We start from the raw sequence: 23,247 nt of genomic DNA, 5'->3' as shown, positions 1-23,247 counted from the left end.
CCGGACAATGGCGCCTCATTTTTTCAGGTAAGCATAGCAAACTATGACAGTCAGATTGATTCTCGCAAAGGGACGTGAAAAGTCCCTGCTCCGTCGCCATCCATGGGTCTTTTCAGGTGCCATTGCACGTCTGGAAGGTAAAGCGCAACTGGGTGAAACCATTGACGTGTGTGACAGCAACGGTAAATGGCTGGCGCGTGCCGCTTATTCACCCGAGTCGCAGATCCGCGCCCGCGTCTGGAGCTGGCAGGCCGATGAATCCATCGATATCGCCTTCTTTGTGCGCCGTTTTGAGCAGGCGCAGCAGTGGCGAAAATGGCTGGCGACCCGCGATGGTCTGGATAGCTATCGACTGATCGCCGGTGAATCAGATGGTTTACCGGGCATCACCATCGATCGCTTTGGTAACTTTTTAGTGCTTCAGCTGCTCTCAGCTGGCGCGGAATATCAGCGCGCGGCGATCATCACTGCCCTGCAACAGTGCTTCCCTGACTGTGCTATCTATGACCGGTCTGACGTCGCTGTGCGTAAGAAAGAGGGGCTTGAGCTGACGCAGGGCACCGTCACCGGTGAACTGCCCCCGCCACTGCTGCCGATTACCGAACATGGCATGAAGCTGCTGGTTGATATTCAGGGCGGCCACAAAACCGGCTATTACCTTGATCAGCGTGACAGCCGTCTTGCCACGCGTCGTTACGCGCAGGATGCCCGCGTGCTCAACTGCTTCTCTTATACGGGCGGTTTCGCGGTTTCTGCACTGATGGGCGGCTGTAAAGAAGTGATCAGCGTGGATACCTCACAGGAAGCGCTGGATGTTGCCCGTCAGAACGTGGAACTGAATGGGCTGGATCTTTCCCGTGCACGCTTTGAGCGTGATGATGTGTTCAAACTGCTGCGCCGCTATCGTGACAACGGGGAGAAATTTGATCTGATCATCATGGATCCGCCAAAGTTTGTCGAAAACAAAAGCCAGCTAATGGGTGCCTGCCGCGGCTATAAAGACATTAATATGCTCGCCATTCAGCTACTGAACCCGGGCGGCGTGCTGCTGACTTTCTCCTGTTCCGGTCTGATGGCCACCGATCTGTTCCAGAAGATCATCGCCGACGCGGCGCTGGATGCGGGCCGCGAAGTGCAGTTTATTGAGCAGTTCCGGCAGGCAGCGGATCATCCGGTCATCGCCAGTTATCCGGAAGGACTCTATCTGAAAGGTTTCGCCTGCCGCGTGATATGACTTGAAAAATCAGCTCGTGCCCCCATATCGGAAGGAGAGCTTTTTTTTCGGAGGTCACTATGATTGCCAGTAAATTTGGTATTGGTCAGCAGGTCCGTCATCGTTTGTCCGGCGTTCTGGGCGTTATTGTAGATGTCGATCCTGAATACTCGTTAGATGAGCCTAAAATTGAAGAGGTTGGCGCGGAAGATAAGATGCGCACCGCGCCCTGGTATCATGTGGTGATGGAAGATGAGGAAGGCGATCAGGTTCATACCTATGTTGCCGAAATTCAGCTTTCCGGTGAAACCAGCATTGAGCATCCCGAGCAGCCATCAATGGATGAGCTGGCAGCGTCAGTACGTCAGCAATTGCAGGCACCACATCTGCGGCATTAATCTGTGGCGGCACGCTCTGCCGCCACGCTAATTTTTAACGCGTTATCCCCAGACGCGGAATCTCAATCTTCGGGCAGCGATCCATAATCACCGTCATGCCCGCATCCTGTGCCAGTACCGCCGCCTGCTCATTAATCACACCCAGCTGCAGCCACAATGTTTTTGCCCCTGCGGCAATAGCTTCCTGCGCCACGCCCCATGCGGCTTCTGAATTGCGAAAGACATCTACCATATCAATCCCGCCCGGTACTTCCGCCAGTCTGGCGTAAGCCTGCTGCCCCAGCAGGGTTTGACCGGCCAGTTTCGGGCTGACCGGGATCACCTCATAGCCCTGATCGAGCAGATATTTCATCACACCATAACTGGGACGGTCGGGACGATCGCTTGCCCCCACCAAGGCGATACGTTGGGTACGCGTCAGCACATCGCGAATTGTCTGGTCGTTCATCTTTATCTCCTTTCAGGTCAATGTTGAGTGTAGTTTGGCGCATGCATTAACAGTTAAGTCCCTGATGAAATTAATTGAGCCTGCGCACGAATAAATATGTTTAAATGTAAATTAACTGCCATAATGTAAGAATTTGCTACACGTTATCCTATGCGCCACTACTTACCGGAGTTGAAATGAAGCTGTCGCTGGCCGTAACGGGGTTACTTACACTCCTTGTTTCGGCATCCTGTTCTGCCATCACATTAAAGCTCGATCCCCAAATCGATCTGCTGGTGCTGGATGGTCGAAAAATTTCAGGCTCGCTTCTTAAAGGAGCAGACAGCTTAGAGCTGGATCGCGGTCAGCATCAGTTTCTGTTTCGGGTAGAGCTGCAGCACAAAGGGCAGAAAGAGAGTGTGATCGCTTATCAGTCTGCACCGATGATCGTTACCTTTACTGCCGTGGCCAAAACCATCACCATCCGGTTGCCGGCGCTGGAGACAAAACGTGAGCGTTATCATTTTGACCGCAGTCTGAATTTTCAGCTGGTGGATGAGAAAGGCAATGAGATCACCAGCGTGCGCGACCACCTGCCAGTCACCCCGACAGCGGATATGGAAAAAGCGATGCTGAATTACAATCGCACCCACAAGATTGCCTCTGTACCCCGGTTTGCAAATTCCGCTTCTTCTACGCCCTCTTCTTCCCGTCTCACCGCCGATCTGGACTGGACAACCCAGGCCGAACTGCCTTCGCTGCATCGCTGGTTTCACCGCTTCGACGAGGCTACGCGTCAGCAATTTCTGACACTGGTCAAAATGCTCCGTACAAGTTGATAGCATCAAAGGGCCAGAGGTAAACTCGTGCTTTCTCTAACTGCGCATGAGCCTTATCAGGACGCTTTTATGGAACAGACCTTTCGTACCCTTGGCACCACAAAACATATTGCGCTGGTCGCCCATGACCACTGCAAAGCTGCCCTGCTTGACTGGGTTAAACAAAACCAGCCCGCACTTGAACCACACATCCTCTATGCGACCGGCACCACCGGAAATCTCATCAATCGTCATACCGGTCTGAATGTGACAGCCATGCTGAGCGGCCCTATGGGTGGCGATCAGCAGGTTGGCGCGCTGATCTCGGAAGGAAAAATTGATACGCTGATTTTTTTCTGGGATCCGCTCAACGCCGTGCCGCACGATCCGGACGTTAAAGCTCTGTTGCGTCTGGCGACCGTCTGGAATATCCCGGTCGCCACGAACCGCTCCACAGCGGATTTTATTATTCAGTCATCCCTGTTTGCACAAAAGGTTGAGATTATGATCCCCGACTATCAGCGCTATCTGGCCGATCGTCTGAAATAACTCAGGCTTTACGCAGCACGGGAACGCCCAGTTCGCGGAAATGATCGACAAACGTTGACGGCGCGGCTTTATCAAACATCAGAAAGACCTGCTGGCACGCGCGCGTCAGCGCCACATAGGCCAGACGGCGATCCTCCGCATCCGGAAACGCTTCGGGCTGTGGTAACAGGCCCTGCTCAATAATCGACTCGCGTACTTCCGCCGGGAAGCCCTCTTTGCCCTGCTGCAATCCCAGCAGAATAACGTAATCCGCCTGCTGACCTTTGCTGGCATGGATTGTCATAAATTCAAGATTGAGTTTCGGCCAGCGGGTTCTGGCTTTATCAAGTAATTCCGGTCGCAGATAGTGATAGCGCGCCAGTAGCAGAATGCGCTCTTCAGGCTTCGCATAACCGCTGAGTTTGTTCAGCAGGGCTTCCAGCTGATCCTCCGCCAGCAGCGAAATCGACTTTTTATTGCCTTTGGTTACGCTGTTCAGCGGTTTTGCCAGCTGCTGCGGATTCTGCTGGATAAACCGGTTAGCAATGTCACCAATGCGGTCGTTAAAGCGGTAGGTGGTGTCAAGCACGCACCGATCGCCCTCACCAAAGTAGTGATGAAATGCGGTGGTCAGCGTCATCTCTGCACCGCTGAAGCGATAAATAGCCTGCCAGTCATCGCCGACAGCAAACAGCGCGGTGCGCTTATTCTGCTGGCGCAGTGCGCTGAGCAATGCGGCACGCTGAGGCGAGATATCCTGGAATTCATCCACCAGAATGTGTTTCCACGGACTGATAAACCGTCCTTTTTCCAGAATCGCAATGGCCTGGTGAATCAGTCCCGAAAAATCGACTGCGCCCTCCTCTTTCAGCGCGCTTTTCCACGCTTTCAGCAGGGGCGCCATCAGTTTGATGCGTTTACTGAAGCGATCCCGGATTTCTTCCGGCACATCCGCGATCATGGCCGCCTGTGCGCCGCCATGCATGCGCATCAGACCGAGCCAGCGCTCCAGACGTGACGCCAGCCGGTTTGCCAGCCTCTCGTCCTCCCAGAAAGGCCCTTCCGGTAACGCCCACTCCAGTTCGTCACGGAGCCACTGACGCCAGCCGTTTGCCATCGACTTTTTGTCATGGCACTGCTGCTGCCACTCCCTGAGTAGCAGCGTGCGACGCGCATCGGCATCGCTCTCGAGCTTGCTGATAACCGGCTGCTTATTACTGCCTTCACGGATAATATGCAGAGCCAGAGAATGGAAAGTCCGTGCCTGGATATCACCCACAGAGAGCCGGGACTGAATACGTGCGTTCATCTCTTCAGCAGCCTGGCGGCCAAACGCCAGCAACAGAATTTGATCGGCGCTGGCCAGTCTGCGCGCCATTAACCAGCCTGCACGGGCCACCAGCACCGAGGTTTTACCGCTGCCCGCACCGGCCAGTACCAGCAGGGAATCCTCGCCATTAACCACGGCCTCACACTGCGACTGATTGAGTGGGGTGCTTTCGACACTGGCGAAGAACGACTGATAGCGGGTCAGCATGGCGGCAGTCCAGTCGCGGTTTCGCTGCCGCAGGGCCGACTCACCCTGATCCAGCCAGTGCTGACAAAATGCCAGGTTATCACGGCAGTCAGGAAAATCGTTTAAGCGGGTGAGCGGCATCGGTAACGCGTCGAACTGTTTGAGAATCTTTGTCTTCAGCGCCTGCAGCTCATGGCGATTCAGCCAGCGATCCTGCGCGCTAAACGTTCCGATTTCGTCGCGCAGTGACTGGAGCACCTCGCGGCACACCGCACTCATCTCCAGACTCCAGTTCTGCCATGCCTGCATCAGATAGTGGTGAAAGCGCTGCGTCTCCTGCCATTCCGTTCCGTGCAGCCGGACCACTTTTTCATCGGCCAGCAAAAACTCCAGCTCGCCCCATACCAGCCCGCGCTTGCAGGCAATATCCAGTAACTGGTTAAAGGGGATCAGATACTCATGCTTATCGCCACTGACTTCGACACCCGCTGCCAGCAGACGAACACGGTTATAAGGATGCTGGGCAAGCCGTTTGCCCATTGAGGTTGCTTTCAGTTCCACGCCGACACCAATGTCAGATAACAGGATTAGGGGGAGTTTACCTGTCAGACCCTTGGCGCTCCAGCCTTAAAACAGGCTAAACTTGGCGTCACATCTTGCGGAATGCAAAAGGAAAAGTAGATCATGCGCACCGTTTTAAATATTCTTAACTTTGTCCTGGGCGGCTTTTTCACCACCCTGAGCTGGCTGTTTGCCACCTTAATCAGCATTGTGCTGGTTTTTACCCTGCCGCTGACCCGCTCCTGCTGGGAGATTACCAAACTTTCACTACTGCCATTTGGCAACGAGGCGGTACATGTTGATGTGCTGCGCCCTGAAAGTAAGAGCCACATTATGAATACCGGCGGGACCTTCCTGAATATCTTCTGGCTGATTTTCTTCGGCTGGTGGCTCTGCCTTTCGCATATCTCCGTCGGGATTGTGCAGTGCATCAGTATCATCGGTATTCCGGTGGGGATTGCGAACTTTAAGATCGCCGCCATCGCGCTCTGGCCGGTTGGACGCAGGGTGGTGTCAGTGGAAGAGGCGCGTGCTGCGCGCGAAGCCAATGCTCGTCGCTATTAATATGATGTCAGATGCCGTGCCAGGCTGGCGGAAATATCTGTTTAACAGTACCTGGCGCTACCTGCTGCGGATCCTGTTTGCACTGAGTGGCTGTGCCGCCATCCCCTGGTGGCTGCACCAGATTGAGTGGACTATACCCCTTACGCTGGGGGTGGTCGCAGCTGCGCTGGCCGATCTTGATGATCGCCTGGCTGGTCGTCTGAAGAATCTGCTGATTACCCTGCTCTGCTTTTGCTTCGCCTCGGTTTCCGTAGAGCTGCTGTTTCCCTGGCCGTTAGCTTTTATTATCGGGCTGGCGATTTCGACCTGGGGTTTTATTCTGCTGGGTGCCCTTGGGCAACGCTACGCCACTATCGCTTTTGGTGCGCTGCTGATTGCGGTCTATACCATGCTCGGCATCGGGCTGTTCAGCCAGTGGTACGTGCAGCCGATGCTGCTGCTGGTCGGCGCTCTCTGGTATAATCTGCTGACCCTGCTGGGTCATCTGATGTTCCCGGTCCGGCCGGTCCAGGAACAGCTGGCGGGAAGCTTTTCACAACTCGCGCGCTACCTTGATGCCAAGGCGAATCTGTTCGATCCCGATGCAGGCGAGCAGGATGATGCGGCATTTATCGATGCAGCGATGGTGAACAGCCAGTTAGTGGCGCAGCTCAATCTGACCAAAACCACGCTGCAAAGCCGTCTGCGCGGCGATCGCGGATCGCGTGGCACCCGCCGCAGTCTGCACTACTACTTTGTAGCGCAGGATATTCATGAACGCGCCAGCTCTTCTCATCTGCAATATCACCTGCTGCGCGGCGACTGGCGCTATAACGAAATTCTGTTTCGCTTTCAGCGACTGCTGAATATGCAGGCACAGGCCTGCCGCCAGCTGGCTCATTGCATCCTGATGCGTGAAAGATGGGTGCATGACAGCCGCTTTGAGCGCGCGCTTGAACGCCTGCAGAAAGCGATTGTACGGCTTGAGCAGCATGAGCCTGCGGCTCCGCATACCCGCGCGCTGTTCTGGCTGCTACGCAACCTGCGCGCTATTGACGCACAGCTTGCTTCCATTGAATCAGAGCAGACGCTGGCCGGGGACGATCCACAGCACAGTGACAATTTGCTGTCGCGCGAAGGGTTAAGTGGCTGGAGTGATATCCGGCTGCGCTTCGGCCGTCACCTCTCTCCCGCGTCGGCGCTGTTCCGGCATGCGGTTCGCATGTCAGTGGTGCTCTGTATTGGATACGGCTTCATTCAGATAACCGGACTGGAGCGGGGATACTGGATTTTGCTGACCAGCCTGTTTGTCTGCCAGCCCAACTATAGCGCAACGCAGCGACGTCTTGCCTTGCGCATCGGCGGAACGCTGGCGGGGATTATGATTGGTTTACCCGTTTTATGGCTGGTACCCTCCATTGAAGGGCAGTTAATCCTGATTGTGATTACCGGCGTGCTGTTTTTCGCTTTCAGGCAGGTGCAGTATGCACAGGCGACGCTGTTTATCACTCTGCTGGTGCTGCTTTGCTTTAACCTGTTAGGTGAAGGGTTTGAAGTTGCCCTGCCCCGTGTCGTGGATACCTTAATCGGTTGTGGTCTGGCCTGGCTGGCTGTCGCCTTTATCTGGCCTGACTGGCGCTTTCGTCAACTGCCAGCGGTGGCAGAGCGAACTCTGAAAGCGAACTGTCGCTATCTGGATGCGATCATGGAGCAATATCACCAGGGTAAAGATAACCGGCTTGCCTATCGTATCGCCCGCCGTGATGCGCATAATGCGGATGCTGAACTGGCCTCTGTCGTCTCAAACATGAATAGTGAAAGTCGCACCAGCCAGAAGCGGCGTGAGTCAGCTTTTCAATTGCTCTGCTCCAATCACTCATTTCTGAGCTACATTTCCGCGCTGGGCGCTCACCGCGATAAAATTACTGCCCCGGACCTGCTCACCTTACTGGACGATACGGTTTGCTTTGTCGAAGATGTGCTTCAGACAGACGTGGTCAGCGAGGAACATGTTGAAGCGATGCGCCACCAACTGGCTCAGCGAATCAGCCAGCTGGCTGCAGATGCAGATACGCGTGCGCCGCTGGTGCTCCAGCAACTCGGTCTGCTGGTGGCATTAATGCCCGATGTGGCTCGCCTGCGCCGCACGCTTGTTACTGACTAGCCTTCACTGCTTCTGAGGTTCGGGTTGGATAAAAGCGTGCGTTGAAACCATGCATTCAGCTCCGCCCGGGTTGCCTGCGGCAGCGCAGCCGCATGGTGGCCCGTAATAGCCCCCTGCAGCGCCAGTAATGTCTGAAATCCCACATGCTGGTTAATTGCTTTTAACTTCAGCCAGCACTGTTTGGCTCCTATCTGATAGAGATGATTGACGCTCATCACGCCCGCCTCAAAGAGCATCATCTCCATGCGTACGCTGAGATTAGGCAAATCTTTCAGCCGTGGAGAGGCTTGCCTGTCCTGCAACTCAAGTTGCGCCGTCTCTAAAGAGGCCGCAGAGAGCGCCAGCAGATGCTCAGAATCGCGCCATAATGCCTCATCAACCCGAAAGTAATTGAGGCTGACCAGTTTTCCCCGCTTGCGAAAAATTAAGGGTTGCAGCGGGCGAGCGGCAATGTACTCGCGCAGGGGTTCACTGGCCCGCAGATAGAGTTCGTCTTTATTAATTAACGCAAAAACCACACTTTCGACAGCCAGAGCGTACCCCCCAAACTGGGTGCGGGACTCTATCGGTCCCAATGGGGCCAGACGCGTTCTGGAGCACTCTACGACTGGGTTCACCTTTTTCATTGCACCACCTCCATGTAAGAAATTTTTCTTAAATTGCCTTGGGTATCAGGCAATTAGAAGATAGGAAAAAGTGTCAGCTGATTCAATGAATAAATAGTGCTTCAACTAATCTTGTCGCGTTTTTGCGAGGCGTTTTCAGAAATTTGGGTTGATCTTTATCCAGGATGACAGTACTGTATATTCATACAGTCAACTGCTGGTGATTAACTTATGCGAACCCAACATCCTGATAATGCACGCTATGCTCATCATTACGCGTCCTCTTCCGTTCCGGCCTCTCAGCGCGGTGGAATTACTGAGTTACGCTGCAGCGAGCAGCCCGGTATGATGCAGATGCTGTTGTTGCCATTATTACAGCAGCTGAGTCAGCAATCACGCTGGCAGTTGTGGCTCACACCGGCACATAAACTGAATCGCACCTGGATGCAGGAGTCGGGATTACCGCTGGATAAGAGTATGCATATCGCCGATTCTGAACGTCTGAATGCGGTGGAAGCGATGGTCAAGGCCCTGCGCACAGGAAATTACAGTGTCGTTCTGGCATGGATTCCTTATGACCTCGACGAAGATGAGCGCCGTCAACTTGAAAATGCGGCGGCTGAGGGTGAAGCGCTGGGTTTGATTTTACGGGCAAGCGGGACATCGGAAGCGCCTCTCAGACCGCAAAGTGCGATAAAAATTCAGTCGGATTTGTTTCATTAAGTAAAAATCAGAAGTTTCCCAAGCTATTTTTCTTATCTGTCGTCGCTAAACCACTGATTCTGTTAGTTCGAGCTGTGACAATGGTTTAGCAGGTTTTTAAGGCTTTTTGCCGCGACAATACTACCAGGCTAATTGTTAGAAATTGTGTATAAATCGCTGTTTTTTTACAGAAGCGCCTCACATCATACTTGTAAGTTTCCAATCTCGTTGTAGACTTTATCTCGCCAGGGTGCTCAATAACCTCCGTTTTTTGCGGTAGAGTCATAAGCGAGCGTTTTGACCCGGCGAAGGATTTAAACCAAGAGCAACCTTTTTGCTCATTGCCTATTTGGATGATAACGAGGCGCAAAATGAAAAAGACAGCTATCGCAATTGCAGTGGCACTGGCTGGCTTCGCTACCGTAGCGCAGGCCGCTCCGAAAGATGACACCTGGTACACCGGTGCTAAACTGGGCTGGTCTCAGTATCACGACACTGGTTACTACGGTAACGGTTACGAGAACAACAACGGTCCAACTCATGAAAGCCAGCTGGGCGCAGGTGCGTTCGTTGGTTATCAGGCAAACCCATATCTGGGCTTCGAGCTGGGCTATGACTGGCTGGGCCGCATGCCTAACAAAGGCACTGTGACTAACGGCGCATTCAAAGCACAAGGCGTTCAGCTGGCTGCTAAACTGAGCTACCCAATCTATGACGATCTGGACGTGTATACTCGTCTGGGCGGCATGGTATGGCGTGCAGATGCAACGCAGACTAACCCAACTACTGGCCGCATCAGCGACCACGACACCGGCGTATCTCCGCTGGCTGCAGTTGGTGTTGAATATGCACTGACCAAAAACTGGGCTACCCGTCTTGATTATCAGTGGGTTAACAACATCGGTGATGCACAGACCGTTGGTACCCGTCCAGACAATGGCATGCTGAGCGTAGGCGTTTCATACCGCTTCGGTCAGGATGACGTCGCTGCTCCGGCTCCGGCTCCGGCTCCAGCACCAGCTCCAGTTGTTGAAACCAAGCGTTTCACTCTGAAGTCTGACGTTCTGTTCACCTTCAACAAATCTACCCTGAAGCCAGAAGGCCAGCAGGCTCTGGATCAGCTGTACAGCCAGCTGAGCTCAATGGATCCTAAAGATGGTTCCGTTGTCGTACTGGGCTTCACCGACCGCATCGGTTCAGAGCAGTACAACCAGAAACTGTCTGAGAAACGTGCTCAGTCAGTCGTAGATTACCTGGTATCTAAAGGTATCCCTTCTAACAAGATCTCTGCACGTGGCATGGGTAAATCTAACCCAGTTACCGGCAATACCTGTGACAGCGTGAAAGGCCGCAATGCCCTGATCGATTGCCTGTCTCCGGACCGCCGTGTAGAAATCGATGTTAAAGGCATCAAAGACGTTGTAACTCAGCCACAGGCTTAAGCTCACACGTCATAAAAAACCCCGCTAAGGCGGGGTTTTTTTATGCCGGTAATCATTCTGTCAGCGCACACACTCTGAATTCCCCTGCCCGCTTACTCGCTCTCTGAACCCGATTTACCCAGAATCGCCTGCAAATCCTGCTTCAGACTCGACATCTGAGTAGCATATTTCTCTTTGCGTTCCGCATCTTCTATCAGCTGAACAATCGTTTCTGAAAGCGTGCAGCCGCGCCGCTGAGCCAGACCTGCCAGCCGCTGCCAGACCAGATACTCAAGGTCTATCGATTTTTTTCGGGTATGCTGATGTTCAGCGTTGAAATGGCGTTTCCGCCGGGCACGGATGGTCTGCTTCAGTCGGTTGTCCAGATCAGAGTGGATATGCTCCGCAATCCACTCATTCACCGTCACCGGATTGTTTTCCATCGCCAGCAGTTTATCCACTGCCGCCTGCGCCGCGCTTAACTCAAGGTGACGCGTGATCAGTTCACCTTCCCGATGTTTTTTCACCAGGTATTTCCACTTCCATCCACATTCAAGATTTTCGAGTTGCTGGTATTTCATCGGAATCTCATCGTGATCACGTAACGGGCTAAGAATAACAGCTTTTTTCCCGGATGCAGCAACGAAAAACATGCTGCCATCATCACATCTTCAACAGGAAGTCTGCAGTGCTTAACAAGGGTGAATCCTGTATAATCTCGCTTTTCTTAAAACAGACAAATGCGATTATTTTGACCAGCACTCAACTTACGTGGCAGACCTTACAGCCGGATAGCGCGCAATACCAATCCGTTTTCTCCCGAATTGCTGATGAAGAAACTGATGCTCTGGCAACGGTACAGCCCCGGTTGCTGAATGCGCTGGCACATTTACATCACCAGACGCAGGGATTCCCGTTACTGCTGGTTCGAAGCCAGGACAATCGCGATTATCTGACATTCATTGTTCAGGCCGCGCAGCGGGTCATGGCTGACAGTACCACTCTGTCCGGCGGTGATTACCATATCATGGCTGACAACGTCACGCTTCAGCCCCCTTCCGATCCGCAACGCCCGTTCACCAGTGAGGGGGGTATTCACTTTGCTGAATGGATTGAGATGGAGCAGTTATTTGGCTGCGTGCGCCAGTTTAAAGATCGCATCCAGCTTGAGCCAGGGCTTATCCATCGCGCCAATGGCGGCACGCTGGTGCTGTCACTGCGTAGCCTGCTGACGCAGCCGATTCTCTGGCTGCGCCTGAAAAAGTGTATTGAGCAAGGCTATGTTGAGTGGACATCTCAGGATGAACGCCGCCCTCTTCCTGTCTCGATTCCTTCATTGCCACTCAGTCTTGACCTGGTCCTGTGTGGTGACCGGGAAGCGCTGGCGGATTTTCAGGAACTCGATCCAGAAGCGCATGAAATGGCCATCTATACTGAATTTGAAGAGAACATTCAGATTCTGGATGAAGATGACATGCTGGCCTGGTGTCGCTGGAGTGCTGAGCTGGCGCAACAGGCGGGCCTGCCCCTGCCGGAAGCGGACTTCTGGCCAGAGCTGATCAAAGAAGGGGTCCGTTACAGCGGCGATCAGGATACGCTGCCACTCTGCCCGCGCTGGCTGCAGCGTCAGATGCGCGAGTCGGCCCTGATGGGCGATGCACTTGATGCCGAAGCGCTGCGTGATGCGCTTGAAGCGCGCTTGTGGCGCGAGAATTATCTCAATGAACGGATGCGTGATGAGATCCTGCTGCGACAGATTCTGATTGAAACCGAAGGCGAAGTGGTCGGTCAGATTAACGGCCTGTCAGTGGTGGAATATCCTGGCCATCCCCGTACCTGGGGCGATCCCTCTCGTATTACCTGTGTGGTTCATCCCGGCGATGGCGAGTTCATGGATATTGAGCGCAAAGCGGAGCTGGGCGGAAATATTCATGCAAAAGGCATGATGATCATGCAGGCATTTCTGATCGCCGAGCTGGAGCTCGATCAGCAACTGCCCTTCTCAGCCTCAATGGTCTTTGAGCAATCTTATTCCGAGGTGGACGGTGACAGCGCTTCGCTGGCTGAACTCTGTGCCTTAATTAGCGCACTGGCGAATCAGCCGATCAATCAGCAAATTGCCGTGACTGGCTCGGTCGATCAATTCGGCAACGTACAACCGGTAGGCGGACTGAATGAGAAGATCGAAGGCTTCTTTGATATCTGTCATCAGCGTGAACTGACGGGTCAGCAGGGTGTGATTATTCCTGCCTGCAACGTGCGTCATCTCAGTCTTAGCCAGGCCGTTGTAACAGCGGTTGAACAGGGTCGCTTCCATATCTGGGCGATCGACCGTGCTGATGAAGCGCTGCCGCTCCTGACCGGTAAAATCTGGAGTACTGAAGATGGTCAGGGCGACTGCCTGCTGAATACCATCCAGGAACGCATTAGCCTGTTTAACCAGCCGGACGTGCCGCAACGTCCCTGGGCGCTCCGCTGGCTTAACTGGTTCAACCACCGTTAATCCGATTTGCTCAGCGTACAACTGTTCGCTAATATTCGTGATTCACTAAAACAAGGCTTATTGAAAACATGGTAGATAAACGCGAATCCTATACCAAAGAAGATCTGATTCTGTCAGGTCGTGGTGAACTGTTTGGCGAAAATGGTCCGCCGCTTCCATCTGGCAACATGCTGATGATGGACCGCGTGGTCAAAATGACCGAAGACGGCGGCAAATATGATAAAGGCTTTGTTGAAGCGGAGCTGGATATCAATCCTGATCTCTGGTTCTTCGGCTGTCACTTTATTGGCGATCCGGTGATGCCGGGCTGTCTGGGCCTGGATGCCATGTGGCAGCTGGTCGGTTTCTATCTGGGCTGGCTGGGCGGCGAAGGTAAAGGTCGTGCGCTAGGCGTGGGTGAAGTGAAATTTACCGGACAGGTCCTGCCAGAAGCGAAGAAAGTGACTTACCGCATTCACTTCAAACGCGTAATCAATCGCAAACTGGTAATGGGCGTGGCTGATGGTGAAGTGCTGGTTGACGGTAATCTGATCTACACCGCCAGCGATCTGAAAGTCGGCCTGTTTAAAGATACCGCTGCTTTCTAAGCGTTTCCCCCGGAAACAAAAACCTCCGCGCATGGCGGAGGTTATATTCCCTTTTCAGTGACATCCGGTTATGCAGCTACCGACCTGTCTTCCATGGCTTGTCGCCAACCTCCCAACCAGTGAGACTTAGCGTCAATCAACTGATACGGACACATCTCTTTTGAGCGTCCAGTAATGCCTGCCTGATAACCACGTGAATGGGCGCGTTCGAGGCGGTCTCGTTTCTGTCTCTTCATACTCCGTGTCCCTCATGTAAGGTCTGTGGAATCTGGTGGAAAGAAAAGTGGTGAATTAATGTTCAACCACCCTTATGTTCTACCTTCTGCGCACCCAAAGATCAATGCTCAATCTTCATGCCAGTGTCATAAATGTGACCTTAATCGGTAAAATTAAGGACGTTTTGTGATGCATACGTCAGCACTATCTTTCTGAATAAGCTAATAAAAAAGCCCCGGAACAATGTTGATAAAACACGACAATCGTTCTGGGGCTTAGCTTATTTATTCACATCAATCTTAATTTAACGCAACCACACTATTAGCAATCTTCTGTGCGGTCTGCTGCCAGCCCGCCGCCAGCGTTCTGACCATTGCATCGTAGCCATCTTCAGTCTGCGGCAGCACGAGGTTAAACGCCTGTTTGGTCAGGCGACCCTGATGTTCCAGCGTCCATTCGCCACTGACAATCGCTTTGCCATCGTAGCGTCCCTGAAAACCTGTAATGGTTACATTCAGCGTGTCGTGCTGCGCGCCTAATGGTGATCCCGCCACTAATCGGCCAGGCAGCGCCTTACTCAGATTAGTAATCAGCGTTTGCTGCAACTGCTGATCAAGCGGGCTGGCCCAGAGATTATTCGCGGCGATAACATATTTGACATCGCTGGTCTGGTAAACCAGTCCATTGCCTGCCAGATAGTCCGGCACCGTCACCTGCTGCACCCATAACATCGGCTGCGCTTCATTCAGCTGACTGCTGGTGACCTGCATGGATGCCGCCCCGGAGGGCAGCTGATACCAGGTATTGTCAACGCTGCTGCTGCACGCACTCAACACCAGCGCGGCACAAAGTATCAATCCTTTTTTCACTGTTTCGCCCTCTTCGGCTGGGGATCCTGTCCCGGTTTCGCCTCAAATACCAGCGCATTGCTCTTGGTGTTTAGCGTTCTCAACACTGGCTGGAGTTCACGTAACACCTGATCCAGCCGCTGCATATCGCCGACCAGCTTGCTGTAGGCAGGCGAACCTGGCTGCAGGCCCTTCATGCTACGGTTCAGCTCGCGCAAGGTCTGCTGCAGATCTTCCGGCAGCGTTTTCATAGCCGGGCTGGCGGTGACTTTGTTGATGTTGTCGATGGTGCGCTGCAGATCACGCATCGTTTTCTGGCTCTCTTTCAGCGTACCCGTCGCTTCATTGACCATACCGTTCAGTGGCAGACTATTAATCTTATCCAGCGCCGCCATCAGCTTCTGCTGAATCTGACTCAGGCCACCGCTGACCGTTGGGATCACTTCATAGCCAGAAACTTTCTGTGGCCCTTTGTAAGCTGGCACATTGTCATAGAAGTCGAGATCGACATAGAGCGCGCCTGACAACAGGTTGCCGGTTTTCAGCGTTGCGCGCAGACCACGTTTCTTACCATCCTGCAGATGCTGCTCCAGATCGAAGTTTTCACCCAGTCGGCTGATAAAGCGATCCGGCTCGATGCGGATCAGCACCGGCACGCGGTAATCGTTATTCAGTGCCTGATCCAGGCCCGCTTTCATCAGTGGCGCTTCGGAGACGGTACCCAGACGAATGCCACGGAACTCAACCGGCGCACCCGCCTGCAGACCGCGAATCGAGTCAGAGAAGAACATCACGTAGTCGATATGGTTGGTGTAGAGCGAGTCCTGAATGCTGCGCTGATCGTCAAACAGATGGTAGTCAGACTTGTTCTGCGCGGGCTCGCCCAGCTCCCAGCCATCCGGCACGTCAAAACTGACACCGCCGCTGAATAAGGTAGTAAGCGATCCCATCTCCACCCGCATCCCTGAGGCGGACATATCCACGGCGATGCCGCTGTCCTTCCAGAAACGTACGTTGGTGGTAATCAGGCGATCGTAGGGTGCGGCCACAAACAGCTGATAGGTCATCATACGTTTGTCAGTATCAAAAACGCTGGTCTCAACCGTACCGACGCGGTAGCCACGGAACAGTACCGGATCACCCGGATTAAGCTGACCTGCCTTTTTGCTGTCCAGTACGATACGAATACCTTTGGCATCCGGTGGCGCTAACGGCGGCGCATCCAGCAGCTTAAATTGCTCGGGTGGCTGTTTTTTTGTGCCGGGCTGCAGTTCGATATACGCACCCGACAGCAACGTGCCAAGTCCGCTGATCCCTTCACGTCCCACCTGCGGTTTCACTACCCAGAACACACTGTCGCTGTGCAGCAGTTTTTCCATCCCCGCATTCAGACGCGCTTTGATTTCCACATGGTGAAGATCGTCGCTTAATACCGCACTCTCCACCACGCCGACGTCGACGCTGCGACTTTTAATCGTGGTTTTACCGGCAACAATACCTTCGGCATTTTCGGTGATTAACGTGACTTCCGGCCCCTGATGGCTGAAGTGATAAAAGAGGATCCATCCGCCGATTAACAGCGTAACGATGGGGACAATCCAGACCGGCGACCAGCGCTTAATCTGTTCCACCTTTGCATGGCCGTGGTTAGTTTCCGTCAAGGCGCGACTCCTTCATATTGTTTTCGCGTACACGATCCCAGGTTAATCGCGGGTCAAAGGTCATGGCAGCGATCATGGTAATAATCACCACCATCGCAAACAATACTGCCCCCCACGCGGGATAAACATTCATTAATTGCCCCATACGCACCAGCGCAGAGAGCACGGCAATCACAAACACGTCGATCATTGACCAGCGGCCAACAAACTCGACCACTTCATAAATTTTATGCATCTTATGACTGTCACGCCGCCCGCGTCCGCTGGCATCCCAGCAGAGCCAGCCGATTGCCAGCATCTTCAGCGTCGGCACCATGATACTGGCGATAAAGATCACCAGCGCCACCGGATAGGATCCATCGCCCCACAGCACAATGACCCCCGCCATAATATTGGAGGGATAAGCCGTGCCAAGGGTTTCCGTCACCATGATCGGCAACAGGTTAGCCGGGATATAAAGCAGTATTGAGGTGAACAGCAGCGCCAGCGTCCATTGCAGGCTGTGCTTACGTCGCGCATGGGCGGTAACGCCGCAGCGCGGACAGGTGTGCTCAGCTTCCGGCAGGATGGCGGTACAGCAGGGGCAGGAACGCAGGCCCTGCTCTAAACCACTGATGCCCACTTCAGGTGGATGAGGCAAGGCGGGTCGCGGGGAAAGACTGTCCCACAAGCCCCGCCGATCAACGCACTGAAAGGCGCGCAGCTGCAGCAGGCAGAACAGCACCCACGGCCAGAAGCTGGTTTCCAGTCCGATATCACCATAGGCCATCAGCTTGACGAAGCTGACTAAAACGCCCGCCATAAAAATTTCTGCCATGCCCCAGTTACGCAGCTGAAACAGGATACGTGCCAGACCAGTTTTGAGGCGGACGGGCAGAGGGACCGGATTAACCAGCAGGATAATGGTGACCATGCAGAAGGCCGGAACCGCCTGCACAAACAGCAGAAACAGCGTTGCCAGGCTGCTGTAATCTTCCGTCACCATGACCTGGGGGATCTGCGACAGCGTAATCTGGCTGGTCAGCCCCGCCACTTTCATGGAGACAAAAGGAAACAGATTCGCCAGCAGCAGCATAAACAGCGCCGCCAGCGCATAGCCCGTTGGCCGTTTACGGGGTTCGTGCCAGTTGGCCGTCAGGGAGGTATGGCAGCGTGGGCATGACGCACGGCTGCCAACGGGAATGTCCGGCAGCTTAATCATTAAATCGCATTGTGGACAGAGCATCCACGCGTTACTTTTCACTGCTGAACACATCCGTTAGCCCCTGCCCTACGCGCCGTTTTTCAGTGACTCAAGCTCTTCCCAGCGCGCAAAAGCGGTTTCCAGCTCCTGCTCAGCCTGCGCCAGATTATCCAGCACCGGTTGCGTCTGATCGTGTGCCTGACTGAAGAAGTCCGGGTGACTCATCTTCGCCTGTAACTCACCGATGCGCGCTTCCAGCTGCTCCAGTTTTTGCGGCAGCTGTTCCAGCTCTCGCGCCAGATTGTAGCTGAGCTTATTCACGTTACGCTTCGCTTCACTCTTTTCGGCGGCGGGCTTAGCTGTAGTCGCTGTCGCTTTAGACGGTGCAGCAGATCTGTGCTGCCGGTAGGCGGCGCGCTGCTGCTGAGCATCGTGATAACCGCCCACAAAGGTACCGATTTCGCCGTTGCCTTCAAAAATCCAGCACTCGGTGACCGTATTGTCGACGAACTGACGATCGTGGCTCACCAGTAAAACGGTGCCCTGATAACCATCAATCAGTTCCTCCAGCAGTTCCAGCGTTTCGACGTCGAGGTCGTTTGTCGGTTCATCCAGAATCATCAGGTTGCTGGGACGCAGGAACAGACGCGCCAGCAGCAGACGGTTACGTTCCCCGCCGGAAAGTGCACGTACCGGCGTCATGGCACGTTTTGGATGGAACAGGAAGTCCTGCAGATAGCCCAGCACATGGCGCGGTTTGCCATTGACCAGCACTTCCTGTTTGCCTTCGGCCAGGTTGTCCATCACGGTACGATCCGGATCCAGTTCAGCGCGGTGCTGGTCAAAGTAGGCCACTTCCAGCTTGGTACCGGAATGCACGCGGCCGTGATCGGCTTTCAGCTGCTGCAGCATCAGGCGCAGTAAGGTCGTTTTACCGCAGCCGTTCGGCCCGATCAGCGCAATTTTATCGCCACGCTGAACCTGGGTAGAGAAATCCTTCACCAGCGTTTTGCCGCCCACCGCGTAGTCAACATTTTCCAGTTCAAACACAATCTTGCCGGAACGGGACGCTTCACCGACCTGCATATTGGCTTTGCCCATCACTTCACGACGTTCTGAGTGTTCGCGACGCAACGCTTTCAGCGCGCGCACACGACCTTCGTTACGGGTGCGGCGAGCTTTAATGCCCTGACGGATCCACACCTCTTCCTGCGCCAGCTTGCGATCAAATTCCGCGTTCTGCATCTCTTCAACGCGCAGCGCTTCTTCTTTGCCTTCCAGATAGAGATCGTAATTTCCTGGCCAGGAGACCAGCTTGCCACGGTCAAGATCGACAATACGCGTCGCCATGTTGCGGATAAACGAACGGTCATGCGAGATAAAGACGATGCTGCCGCTGAAGTTCTTCAGGAAAGTTTCCAGCCAGTCGATGGTTTCGATATCGAGGTGGTTGGTTGGCTCATCCAGCATCAGGACGCGCGGGTTACTCACCAGCGCACGGCCCAGCGCGGCTTTACGCAGCCAGCCGCCAGAGAGCGATGACAGCTCGGTATCGGGCTGCAGACCAATCTGTTCCAGCACGTCATGGATGCGGCTTTCCAGCTGCCACAAATTCTGATGGTCGAGAATGCTCTGCAGTCGCGCCATCTCATTGAGGTTTTTATCGCTGGGATCGTCCATCACAACATGGGAAATGGCGTGATAGGCTTTCAGATGCTCAGCCTGCTCTTCAACGCCCTCAGCCACGAAGTCGTAGACCGAACCGGTAATATTGCGCGGTGGATCCTGTTGCAGACGCGCCACCACCAGGTCAGTTTCATAAATAATGCGACCATCATCCAGTGGCTGTTCGCCATTGATGATTTTCATCAGCGTGGATTTACCCGCTCCGTTACGGCCCACCAGACAGACGCGTTCGTTCTCTTCGATGTGCAGCTCGGTATTGTCTAACAGCGGCGCATCGCTGAAGGAGAGATAAGCGCCGTGGATACTGATTAATGACATGTAATCTTATTCCTTACCGGCATGAGTGATCAGCCAGCAGTTGTGAATCTGACGGTTACGCGCGAAGTCCTGCGACTGCGTTTTCTGGGTAATATCCTGCGCCTGCAGGCCCAGTGCTTTCAGACCATCCATGTCCATTTTGAAACCACGTTTGTTGTTGGAGAACATGATGGTGCCTCCGCGACGCAGCAGGCGTTTCAGGTTACGCATCAGCATCATATGATCGCGCTGAACGTCGAAGCTCTCTTCCATACGTTTTGAGTTGGAGAAAGTTGGCGGATCGATAAAGATCAGGTCAAAATTCTCGTCACTCTCATTCAGCCAGCTCAGGCAATCCGCCTGCATCAGACGGTGCTGACGCCCGGTCAGTCCGTTGAGACGCAGGTTGCGCTCCGCCCACTCCAGATAAGTACGCGACATATCTACCGTGGTAGTTGAACGCGCCCCACCCAGACCGGCGTGCACACTGGCGGTGCCGGTATAGGCAAACAGGTTCAGGAAATCTTTGCCCTGACTCATCTGACCAAGCATTTTACGGGCAATGCGGTGATCGAGGAACAGGCCGGTGTCGAGATAGTCGGTCAGGTTCACCCAGAAACGCGCATTAGACTCTTTAACCTCAAAATAGTCGCCCTTCTCGCTGAGCTTCTGATACTGTGCTTTGCCTTTCTGACGCTCACGCGTTTTCATAATCAGACGATCAGCAGGCAGCTGCAGTACGCTCAGTGTCGCGCTGATGACATCGAACAGGCGCTGACGCGCTTTATTCGGATCGATGGTTTTCGGTGGCGCGTATTCCTGAATAATGACCCAGTCACCATAGCGATCGACAGCAACGTTGTAGTCTGGCAGATCGGCGTCATAAATGCGGTAGCATTCAATGCCTTCCTGACGCGCCCACTTTTCCAGCTTCTTCACATTTTTGCGCAGACGGTTTGCGTAATCTTCCGCAATCTGTCCCGCGCTTTCATGGCTGTTAACCGCCAGCTGATAGTTTTTCTGCACGCAATCCAGCGGACCATTCTTCGCTTTGAACTGGCGATCGGCTCGCAGTTGCAGGCAGCTCAGCAGTTCAGGCGAGGCGCTGAAAAGCGACAGGTTCCAGCCGCCAAAATGCTGCTTCATCAGACGTCCGAGCTGGCTGTGCAGCGCAATCAGCGCCGGTTCGCTCTCCAGACGTTCACCGTACGGCGGGTTACTCAGCACTGTGCCGTGAACCGCCGAATCGAGCGGATTGGTCAGTTGCAGCAGGTCCTGCTGCGCAAACGTAAAGTGTTCAAAGACACCAGCACGACGGGCATTCGCCTGCGCCCACTCCAGCACCCGGCCATTGATGTCATAACCAAAGAAGCGCGCCTGAGTCGCGGCCGTGCCCGCGCGGGCACGGTTCTGCGCCTCGGTTTTCACGTCCTGCCACAGCGCAGCATCAAACTTTTTCCAGGCAGTGAAGCCCCAGTGTTTACGCAGCAGGCCCGGCGCCCGATCGCAGGCGATCAGCGCCGCTTCAATCAGCAGCGTACCCGAACCACACATCGGGTCGATCAGCGGCGTGGTCGGCTCCCAGCCAGAACGCAGCACGATCGCCGCCGCCAGGGTCTCTTTTAACGGAGCCTGACCGGTTTGCTGACGATAGCCACGCTGATGCAGCGAACTGCCGCTAAGATCCAGCGCGATACTGGCGCGATCGTCATTCAGCCAGACGTTGATACGGATATCCGCCTGCTCACGATCGACATTTGGCCGCTCGAAATTCTGACGGGTAAAGCTGTCCACGATAGCATCTTTCACTTTCAGCGCGCCGAACTGGCTGTTTCGGATCGCGTCGTTGGTGCCGCTGAAGTGAACGACAAAGGTTTTATCGCTGCCGAACATCGTCGGCCAGTCCACGCTCTGTACACCCAGATAGAGATCGAGATCGCTGTAGACGCCAAACTCTCCCAGCGGCAACAGGATGCGTGATGCTAAACGACTCCACATCAGGCTTTGGTACATGGCGCGATCGTCGGCTTCGTAGTGAACGCCTCCCTGCACCACGTGCAAATCCTGCGCGCCCAGCGCGTCCAGCTCACTTTTTAACAGCTCTTCGAGCCCACGCGCCGTGCTGGCAAACAGAGAATTCATATCGTCACTTTTTAACTCTTGAGAAAATTGTCGCGCATTATAGCGAATCGGAGACCTATGTCATAAAGTTAGCTTCTTTTGTGTCGCGCGTCGGGTTCAAGGAGAACACCATGATCACGCTTTCCCGCTTATTCATTCATCCTGTGAAGTCAATGCGGGGATTAGCGTTGTCACATGCGCTGGTCACTGACAGCGGACTGGCATTTGATCGGCTGTTTATGGTGACCGAACCCGATGGCACCTTTATTACTGCACGTCAGCACCCGGAGATGGTGCGCTTTACGCCCGCGATCCTGCCAGATGGCCTGCTGCTGGCCGCGCCGGATGGCAGCCAGTCCCTGATCCGCTTCAGCGATTTTAGCGAACAGGATCATCCCACCGAAGCCTGGGGCAGCCACTTTACTGCGCGTATTGCCCCCCAGCCGATTAATCAGTGGCTGAGCCAGTTCTTCCCGCGCGACGTTCAGCTGCGCTGGGTCGGGCCGCAACCGACTCGCCGGGTCAAAAAGTTTGATCATATTCCGCTGAGCTTTGCCGATGGCTTTCCGTTTTTGCTGATCAACAATGCGTCGCTGCACGATCTGCAACAGCGCTGCCCGGCCAGCGTCCGTGCCGAACAGTTTCGCCCGAATCTGATCGTCAGCGGCGCGGCCGCCTGGGATGAGGATAGCTGGGCAGAGGTTCAGATTGGCGACGTCATCTTTATGGCTCCCAAGCCATGCAGTCGCTGTGTGCTAACCACGGTCAGCACCGAGACCGGACTTAAGCATCCCACCGGTCATCCGCTGGCCACACTGCAGACGTTCCGCACTGCTCAGGATGGCAGTGGTGACATCGATTTCGGTCTGAACTTAGTGGCGCGTAACAGTGGGGTGGTGCGTGCAGGTGATGAAATGATCGTCCTGAAACGTCATGCGCCGCGCATCTATGGTGCCGGCGAAGTGGTAAAAACGCTGAAACCACAGCAGCAGGCACCGGATGCCGTGACCATCACATTTCAGGGCAAGACCTTTACCGGGGATAATCAGCAGATATTACTGGATCAGCTGGAGATGCAGGGCTTTCGCATTCCTTACTCCTGTCGGGCAGGTCTGTGTGGTAGCTGCAAGCTGAGTCTGATTGCTGGTGAAGTAAAGGCGCTTAAACAGAGTACCCTGCGTCAGGACGGCACCCTCTTAAGCTGCAGCTGTATTCCGGCAGGTGATGTAGAAGTGAAGTGAAGTGAAGT

The 23,247-nt window shown here is 54.2% G+C and carries 21 protein-coding genes; 11 read left to right on the top strand and 10 right to left on the bottom strand.

From position 1 onward, the window contains the following. Positions 1-43: 43 nt before the first annotated feature. On the top strand, positions 44-1,234 hold the full coding sequence (rlmI, locus tag QSK07_RS10910; RefSeq protein WP_285720707.1) for a 23S rRNA (cytosine(1962)-C(5))-methyltransferase RlmI: 1,191 nt from the start codon (positions 44-46) through the stop codon (positions 1,232-1,234). Between the two features lie 59 nt (positions 1,235-1,293). Next, entirely contained in the window at positions 1,294-1,611 is a 318-nt protein-coding gene (gene hspQ, locus QSK07_RS10905; RefSeq protein WP_098051024.1) for a heat shock protein HspQ, read from the top strand. Positions 1,612-1,645: 34 nt separating this feature from the next. Here hspQ and QSK07_RS10900 read toward each other — a convergent pair whose 3' ends face one another. Further along, positions 1,646-2,059 carry a CoA-binding protein gene (locus QSK07_RS10900; protein WP_098051025.1) on the bottom strand — a complete coding sequence of 138 codons (414 nt, stop codon included), beginning with the start codon at positions 2,057-2,059 and terminating at the stop codon, positions 1,646-1,648. A gap of 176 nt (positions 2,060-2,235) precedes the next feature. Here QSK07_RS10900 and QSK07_RS10895 point away from each other — a divergent pair, with 176 nt between their 5' ends. Then, positions 2,236-2,877: a YccT family protein gene (locus tag QSK07_RS10895; RefSeq protein WP_285720708.1), complete on the top strand. Its 642-nt coding sequence runs from the start codon at positions 2,236-2,238 to the stop codon at positions 2,875-2,877. Positions 2,878-2,946: 69 nt separating this feature from the next. Then, positions 2,947-3,405 carry a methylglyoxal synthase gene (mgsA, locus tag QSK07_RS10890; protein WP_285720709.1) on the top strand — a complete coding sequence of 153 codons (459 nt, stop codon included), beginning with the start codon at positions 2,947-2,949 and terminating at the stop codon, positions 3,403-3,405. 1 nt (position 3,406) lies between these two features. Here mgsA and helD read toward each other — a convergent pair whose 3' ends face one another. Further along, entirely contained in the window at positions 3,407-5,461 is a 2,055-nt protein-coding gene (helD, locus tag QSK07_RS10885) for a DNA helicase IV (RefSeq protein WP_285720710.1), read from the bottom strand. A 123-nt stretch (positions 5,462-5,584) separates the two neighbouring features. Between helD and QSK07_RS10880 the strand changes: the two genes are divergently transcribed. Together QSK07_RS10880 and yccS are read left to right on the top strand one after the other, a co-directional pair. Beyond that, on the top strand, positions 5,585-6,025 hold the full coding sequence (locus QSK07_RS10880) for a YccF domain-containing protein (RefSeq protein WP_013357358.1): 441 nt from the start codon (positions 5,585-5,587) through the stop codon (positions 6,023-6,025). Continuing rightward, a complete protein-coding gene (gene yccS / locus QSK07_RS10875; RefSeq protein ID WP_285720711.1) occupies positions 6,009-8,168 on the top strand; it encodes a YccS family putative transporter in 2,160 nt (719 codons plus the stop codon). The genes QSK07_RS10880 and yccS overlap by 17 nt, the downstream gene beginning before the upstream one ends. On the opposite strand, the gene QSK07_RS10870 is transcribed toward yccS, so the two are convergent. Next, positions 8,165-8,794 (bottom strand): TfoX/Sxy family DNA transformation protein, encoded by a 630-nt coding sequence (locus tag QSK07_RS10870; protein ID WP_275219756.1) that lies wholly within the window; start codon positions 8,792-8,794, stop codon positions 8,165-8,167. The genes yccS and QSK07_RS10870 overlap by 4 nt on opposite strands. A gap of 210 nt (positions 8,795-9,004) precedes the next feature. Between QSK07_RS10870 and sulA the strand changes: the two genes are divergently transcribed. After that, the gene (gene sulA, locus QSK07_RS10865; protein WP_098051031.1) at positions 9,005-9,496 is read left to right on the top strand and encodes an SOS-induced cell division inhibitor SulA; all 492 of its coding nucleotides are present in this window, start codon (positions 9,005-9,007) and stop codon (positions 9,494-9,496) included. Positions 9,497-9,846: 350 nt separating this feature from the next. Further along, positions 9,847-10,917 carry a porin OmpA gene (gene ompA / locus QSK07_RS10860; RefSeq protein WP_013357354.1) on the top strand — a complete coding sequence of 357 codons (1,071 nt, stop codon included), beginning with the start codon at positions 9,847-9,849 and terminating at the stop codon, positions 10,915-10,917. A gap of 92 nt (positions 10,918-11,009) precedes the next feature. Here ompA and matP read toward each other — a convergent pair whose 3' ends face one another. Continuing rightward, a complete protein-coding gene (matP, locus tag QSK07_RS10855; RefSeq protein WP_143813132.1) occupies positions 11,010-11,477 on the bottom strand; it encodes a macrodomain Ter protein MatP in 468 nt (155 codons plus the stop codon). Between the two features lie 53 nt (positions 11,478-11,530). Here matP and QSK07_RS10850 point away from each other — a divergent pair, with 53 nt between their 5' ends. Together QSK07_RS10850 and fabA are read left to right on the top strand one after the other, a co-directional pair. After that, the gene (locus QSK07_RS10850) at positions 11,531-13,399 is read left to right on the top strand and encodes an AAA family ATPase (protein ID WP_285720712.1); all 1,869 of its coding nucleotides are present in this window, start codon (positions 11,531-11,533) and stop codon (positions 13,397-13,399) included. Positions 13,400-13,467: 68 nt separating this feature from the next. Continuing rightward, positions 13,468-13,986: a bifunctional 3-hydroxydecanoyl-ACP dehydratase/trans-2-decenoyl-ACP isomerase gene (gene fabA / locus QSK07_RS10845; protein WP_008925876.1), complete on the top strand. Its 519-nt coding sequence runs from the start codon at positions 13,468-13,470 to the stop codon at positions 13,984-13,986. Positions 13,987-14,054: 68 nt separating this feature from the next. Here fabA and rmf read toward each other — a convergent pair whose 3' ends face one another. The 6 genes from rmf to rlmKL all read right to left on the bottom strand — a co-directional run bounded on the left by rmf (position 14,055) and on the right by rlmKL (position 22,019). Beyond that, the gene (rmf, locus tag QSK07_RS10840) at positions 14,055-14,222 is read right to left on the bottom strand and encodes a ribosome modulation factor (RefSeq protein WP_008925875.1); all 168 of its coding nucleotides are present in this window, start codon (positions 14,220-14,222) and stop codon (positions 14,055-14,057) included. Positions 14,223-14,501: 279 nt separating this feature from the next. Beyond that, positions 14,502-15,071: a membrane integrity-associated transporter subunit PqiC gene (pqiC, locus tag QSK07_RS10835; protein WP_013357351.1), complete on the bottom strand. Its 570-nt coding sequence runs from the start codon at positions 15,069-15,071 to the stop codon at positions 14,502-14,504. Then, positions 15,068-16,711 carry an intermembrane transport protein PqiB gene (gene pqiB / locus QSK07_RS10830; protein WP_285720713.1) on the bottom strand — a complete coding sequence of 548 codons (1,644 nt, stop codon included), beginning with the start codon at positions 16,709-16,711 and terminating at the stop codon, positions 15,068-15,070. Before pqiB ends, pqiC begins: the two co-directional genes overlap by 4 nt. Then, positions 16,698-17,966, bottom strand: coding sequence for a membrane integrity-associated transporter subunit PqiA (pqiA, locus tag QSK07_RS10825; protein ID WP_098051033.1), 1,269 nt, complete (start codon positions 17,964-17,966; stop codon positions 16,698-16,700). Before pqiA ends, pqiB begins: the two co-directional genes overlap by 14 nt. A 15-nt stretch (positions 17,967-17,981) precedes the next feature. Then, on the bottom strand, positions 17,982-19,898 hold the full coding sequence (locus tag QSK07_RS10820) for an ABC transporter ATP-binding protein (RefSeq protein WP_098051034.1): 1,917 nt from the start codon (positions 19,896-19,898) through the stop codon (positions 17,982-17,984). 6 nt (positions 19,899-19,904) lie between these two features. After that, a complete protein-coding gene (gene rlmKL, locus QSK07_RS10815; protein WP_285720714.1) occupies positions 19,905-22,019 on the bottom strand; it encodes a bifunctional 23S rRNA (guanine(2069)-N(7))-methyltransferase RlmK/23S rRNA (guanine(2445)-N(2))-methyltransferase RlmL in 2,115 nt (704 codons plus the stop codon). Positions 22,020-22,129: 110 nt separating this feature from the next. Between rlmKL and QSK07_RS10810 the strand changes: the two genes are divergently transcribed. Then, the gene (locus tag QSK07_RS10810; RefSeq protein ID WP_285720715.1) at positions 22,130-23,239 is read left to right on the top strand and encodes a YcbX family protein; all 1,110 of its coding nucleotides are present in this window, start codon (positions 22,130-22,132) and stop codon (positions 23,237-23,239) included. The last annotated feature ends 8 nt before the right edge of the window (positions 23,240-23,247 follow it).

The organism is Pantoea sp. QMID4, from assembly GCF_030270445.1.
Classification (GTDB): domain Bacteria; phylum Pseudomonadota; class Gammaproteobacteria; order Enterobacterales; family Enterobacteriaceae; genus Pantoea; species Pantoea vagans.
Note: the sequence above shows the minus strand (reverse complement) of the source record. Positions and strands in the feature narration are given on the sequence as shown.

Coding starts and splice junctions, on each gene's coding strand:
- yccS (WP_285720711.1), top strand. CDS start 6,009: ATGCTCGTCGCTATTAATATGATGTCAGATGCCGTGCCAGGCTGGCGG.
- hspQ (WP_098051024.1), top strand. CDS start 1,294: ATGATTGCCAGTAAATTTGGTATTGGTCAGCAGGTCCGTCATCGTTTG.
- fabA (WP_008925876.1), top strand. CDS start 13,468: ATGGTAGATAAACGCGAATCCTATACCAAAGAAGATCTGATTCTGTCA.
- QSK07_RS10870 (WP_275219756.1), bottom strand. CDS start 8,794: ATGAAAAAGGTGAACCCAGTCGTAGAGTGCTCCAGAACGCGTCTGGCC.
- sulA (WP_098051031.1), top strand. CDS start 9,005: ATGCGAACCCAACATCCTGATAATGCACGCTATGCTCATCATTACGCG.
- rlmKL (WP_285720714.1), bottom strand. CDS start 22,019: ATGAATTCTCTGTTTGCCAGCACGGCGCGTGGGCTCGAAGAGCTGTTA.
- QSK07_RS10900 (WP_098051025.1), bottom strand. CDS start 2,059: ATGAACGACCAGACAATTCGCGATGTGCTGACGCGTACCCAACGTATC.
- pqiA (WP_098051033.1), bottom strand. CDS start 17,966: ATGTGTTCAGCAGTGAAAAGTAACGCGTGGATGCTCTGTCCACAATGC.
- QSK07_RS10850 (WP_285720712.1), top strand. CDS start 11,531: ATGCAGCAACGAAAAACATGCTGCCATCATCACATCTTCAACAGGAAG.
- QSK07_RS10895 (WP_285720708.1), top strand. CDS start 2,236: ATGAAGCTGTCGCTGGCCGTAACGGGGTTACTTACACTCCTTGTTTCG.
- ompA (WP_013357354.1), top strand. CDS start 9,847: ATGAAAAAGACAGCTATCGCAATTGCAGTGGCACTGGCTGGCTTCGCT.
- rlmI (WP_285720707.1), top strand. CDS start 44: ATGACAGTCAGATTGATTCTCGCAAAGGGACGTGAAAAGTCCCTGCTC.
- QSK07_RS10810 (WP_285720715.1), top strand. CDS start 22,130: ATGATCACGCTTTCCCGCTTATTCATTCATCCTGTGAAGTCAATGCGG.
- matP (WP_143813132.1), bottom strand. CDS start 11,477: ATGAAATACCAGCAACTCGAAAATCTTGAATGTGGATGGAAGTGGAAA.
- QSK07_RS10820 (WP_098051034.1), bottom strand. CDS start 19,898: ATGTCATTAATCAGTATCCACGGCGCTTATCTCTCCTTCAGCGATGCG.
- QSK07_RS10880 (WP_013357358.1), top strand. CDS start 5,585: ATGCGCACCGTTTTAAATATTCTTAACTTTGTCCTGGGCGGCTTTTTC.
- rmf (WP_008925875.1), bottom strand. CDS start 14,222: ATGAAGAGACAGAAACGAGACCGCCTCGAACGCGCCCATTCACGTGGT.
- mgsA (WP_285720709.1), top strand. CDS start 2,947: ATGGAACAGACCTTTCGTACCCTTGGCACCACAAAACATATTGCGCTG.